Consider the following 3,403-nt stretch of genomic DNA (forward strand, 5'->3'; position numbering starts at 1 on the left):
GCGATATCAGAAACACGCCCGGCCGCTCGCTCTTTGTCCGGCTCCAGGCATCCGCGAAGGGGCCGGCGGGTAAATGGACCGATGCCGCCACCGGCGAACATGGCGATCTTCTCGACATAATCCGCGGATCATCGGGCCTCACCGACTTCGCTGACGTTGCCGACGAAGCGCGGATCTTTCTCAGCCTGCCGCATCCCGAACCGGAGCCCGCAGCACCACGTCGCTGCGTCACGCCGGCTCCATCAGGGTCGGTCGAAGCGGCTCGCCGGTTGTTCGCCATGTCGCAGCCTATCGCCGGGACCCTTGCAGAGACGTATTTGCGTCGACGCGGCATTACGCTTCTGCACGGAACCGGAAACCTGCGCTTTCATCCGCGCTGCTACTACAAGCCTGACGACGGCCCGACAGAGTCCTGGCCCGCCATGATCGCCGCCGTCACCGATCTCACCGGCAGGATCACCGGCGTACACCGCACCTGGCTCGCCCCCGACGGTTCGGACAAGGCTTCGGTCGACACGCCGCGCAAGGCGATGGGTAATCTGCTTGGGTCTACCGTTCGCATCGGTGTGCCCGACAGCGTGATGGCAGCGGGCGAAGGCATCGAGACCATGCTGTCGCTCCGGCAGGTTCTGCCGAGCATGGCGATGGCGCCCGCGCTCTCGGCCGCGCATCTGGCCGCCATCCTGTTCCCACTGCGGCTGCGACGACTCTACATCGTTCGCGACAACGATCCGGCGGGAGACGGCGCACGGGACATGCTGATTGAACGGGCGAACGCCGAGGGCATCGAGGCCATTCCATTGTCGCCAGCACTTGGGGACTTCAACGAGGATCTCCAGCGGCTCGGTATCGATGCCCTGCGGACGGGTGTTCGGGTGCAACTCGCACCGGAGGACGTCGCGCGCTTCATGAGCCTGCCCCCATAGCTGGAATGGGCTGAACCGCGAGACGTGGCTGCCATACCCGCAAGGATCCGTCAGCCCACGGACAAGGACCGCGCCTTGCGCCTTCGAGAGGGCGATCGGCCATCAGCCGGACCGGATCGGCAATGGCTGCCGCCGACGATTTTCCGGCGCGGCCTTCGGGCCGCTTTCCATCGCGAAGCAAAATCGCCGGCTTGTCTCCATCCTCCGCTGCGCTGCGGCCCTGTGCGCTTTTCCGGCATGGTCTCGTCCCGAAACCGGTTCCCACTTTCGTGGACCATGCCCGCGCTCCGGGTGCAGGTCCGTCCCGCCCGACGGCTTCGTCGCCATGAAGGCCGCCACGGCAAGCGGTCCAAACCGACGGAGCATCCCATGAGCGCGCATGACGACCACGAGCCGCACCACGTCTCATCCCCGACCGAGCACCTGATCCAGGAGTTGCAGCTCCACGGCCATCGTCCTTCCGAGGACGAGCGCGACCAGCGCCCGCCACCGGAGGACCGCCTCATCGAAGGCGCCATCGCCGACATCTTCGATGCCCTGGTCGCCACGATCACCGACACCAGCCTCGATACCGACCTCCCTGATCTCCTCTGGTCGACCGTCAACATGTTCCATCGCGCCGTGGACTGGATCGAGCAGAAGCTTGACGTCAACGAGCAGGCCCAGAAGCAGCTTCAGCGCGAACAGGACGGCTCGGAGGTGAAGTCACTGGAGCTCGAGCGCCTGATCGACATCGGCATGAACCTGATCGGCCGGCGTGACGGCATGGAAGCCTTCCGCGAGGCTGCCGCCGACCGCTACTGTATCGCCACCGGCTCGCCCTGGACACCACGCGCCGGATCACGGGTCAACCATCGCCACCTCACCGCGGCGCTGATCGACAGCCGGGATTTCCTTGCCGCCAGGAGGCGTTCCGATACTGAGGTGCTTGTGCCCGTCGGGCCGAAGATCGCCTTCTCGGGCGGCGACACCGCCGATCACAGGCAGATCTGGGCCAAGCTCGATCAGATCCACGCCAAGCACCCGGACATGGTGCTGCTGCATGGCGGCTCGCCCAAGGGCGCCGAAAAGATCGCGTCCCTCTGGGCCGACAGCCGCAAGGTGCCGCAGGTGGCCTTCAAGCCCGACTGGACGAAGCACGCCAAGGCCGCTCCCTTCAAGCGCAACGACCAGATGCTGAACATCGTGCCGATCGGGGTCGTGATCTTCCCCGGCACCGGCATTCAGGACAATCTGGCCGACAAGGCCCGTAAGATGGGCATCCCAGTCTATCGGTTCGGGCCTAGTGGCGGATACGGCTAAGGCTTCTTCGGCTTCGGCTGATGAAGCTTCCGCTTCACATTCGGCGTCAAAGCGCTTCGGACATCCTTGTCGACGGTAGCAAGGTCGAACCACTCGGGATCGAAATGCCCGCCACACCAGCGCTTGGTTTCTCGGTGCTCGGGGTCCTTAGGATCGCCGATCACCTCCAGGAATCGCTCATAGCCGGGAATGCCGCCGACATCCTCCGGCGGGCGGGCACGCGCGCCATCGATGCACGTCGCTTGCCGGGGCACGCCTTCCAAGAAGAGCAGCTCTTCGATTTCGACGGTATGATGCCAGCCGTCGCCAAAATCGTAGAGGTACTTGAACGTCGTGCCCGCATTGCGGAAATCCCGCAGCCGGACCGCGCGCTCGTCGAAGACCTCCGGATCGCCGACGGCCGAAGCCTCCGAGGCTTCGACGGCATCGCCATAGCGCAGTCCCCCGATATCGAACTCGTGGACGTGGTAGTTCCACCAGTTAAAGGCTGCCTGGATCACGAGGTGAAGCTGATCGAGGTTCCATTCGCTCGGCACGATGAGGCGCCGCCAGACAACTGGCTTGACCTCGTTGATCGAGACCCTGAGTCGAACGGCGTTAGGAGGTCCAAACATAGCGCCGAGCAAACCGGCAACTCTTCAAAAGGTCAAGAGCGTCGTATGTTGCGGACTGCGAGACCCGTGCCGATCTCGCGGCACGGTTTCCACTCAGGCGGATAAGCGACGCCTCAATCTTGAGTATGATGGCAGTTAATCTATATTGCTATCAACGCTATCAGCCTTACTGGAGGCGCCATCATGCCCGCAGTGACAATCCGCAACCTCTCCGAGGCGACGCACCGCGCCCTCAAGGTGCGCGCGGCACAGCATGGCCGCAGCACCGAAGCCGAGATGCGTGACATCCTGGAGACCGCCGTTCGCCCTGATACGCGCCTTCGGCTCGGGACGGAGCTTGCGGAGCGCAGCCGCCGCCTCGGCCTGACCAATGAGGACATCGACGCCCTCAACCCGGCGCGCGACAGGACGCCTGCCGAGCCCATGAGCTTCGAATGATCCTTCTCGACACCAATGTCATCTCGGAGGCGATGAAGCCCACGCCCGACGACACCGTGCGGGCGTGGCTCGACGAGCAGGCGGCCGAGACGCTCTATCTCTCCAGCGTCACCATCGCCGAAC

The 3,403-nt window shown here is 64.4% G+C and carries 5 protein-coding genes; 4 read left to right on the forward strand and 1 reads right to left on the reverse strand.

The annotated features are described in order from the left end of the window. Together AAG816_RS27580 and AAG816_RS27585 are read left to right on the forward strand one after the other, a co-directional pair. A partial coding sequence (locus AAG816_RS27580; RefSeq protein ID WP_341992913.1) for a toprim domain-containing protein occupies positions 1–926 on the forward strand: 926 nt, incomplete at its 5' end. A 369-nt stretch (positions 927–1,295) separates the two neighbouring features. Next, positions 1,296–2,228, forward strand: a complete 933-nt coding sequence (locus AAG816_RS27585; RefSeq protein WP_341992914.1) for a DUF2493 domain-containing protein — start codon at positions 1,296–1,298, stop codon at positions 2,226–2,228. Here the strand turns inward: AAG816_RS27585 and AAG816_RS27590 are convergent. After that, positions 2,225–2,842, reverse strand: coding sequence for a plasmid pRiA4b ORF-3 family protein (locus AAG816_RS27590; protein WP_341992915.1), 618 nt, complete (start codon positions 2,840–2,842; stop codon positions 2,225–2,227). The two genes, AAG816_RS27585 and AAG816_RS27590, sit on opposite strands and share 4 nt — an antisense overlap. Positions 2,843–3,025: 183 nt before the next feature. Between AAG816_RS27590 and AAG816_RS27595 the strand changes: the two genes are divergently transcribed. Then, positions 3,026–3,280 (forward strand): plasmid stabilization protein, encoded by a 255-nt coding sequence (locus AAG816_RS27595; protein WP_282641783.1) that lies wholly within the window; start codon positions 3,026–3,028, stop codon positions 3,278–3,280. After that, on the forward strand, positions 3,277–3,403 hold a 127-nt coding region (locus AAG816_RS27600; protein ID WP_341992916.1), incomplete at its 3' end, for a PIN domain-containing protein. The genes AAG816_RS27595 and AAG816_RS27600, both read left to right, overlap by 4 nt.

Source organism: Azorhizobium sp. AG788 (assembly GCF_943371865.1).
Taxonomy (GTDB): domain Bacteria; phylum Pseudomonadota; class Alphaproteobacteria; order Rhizobiales; family Xanthobacteraceae; genus Azorhizobium.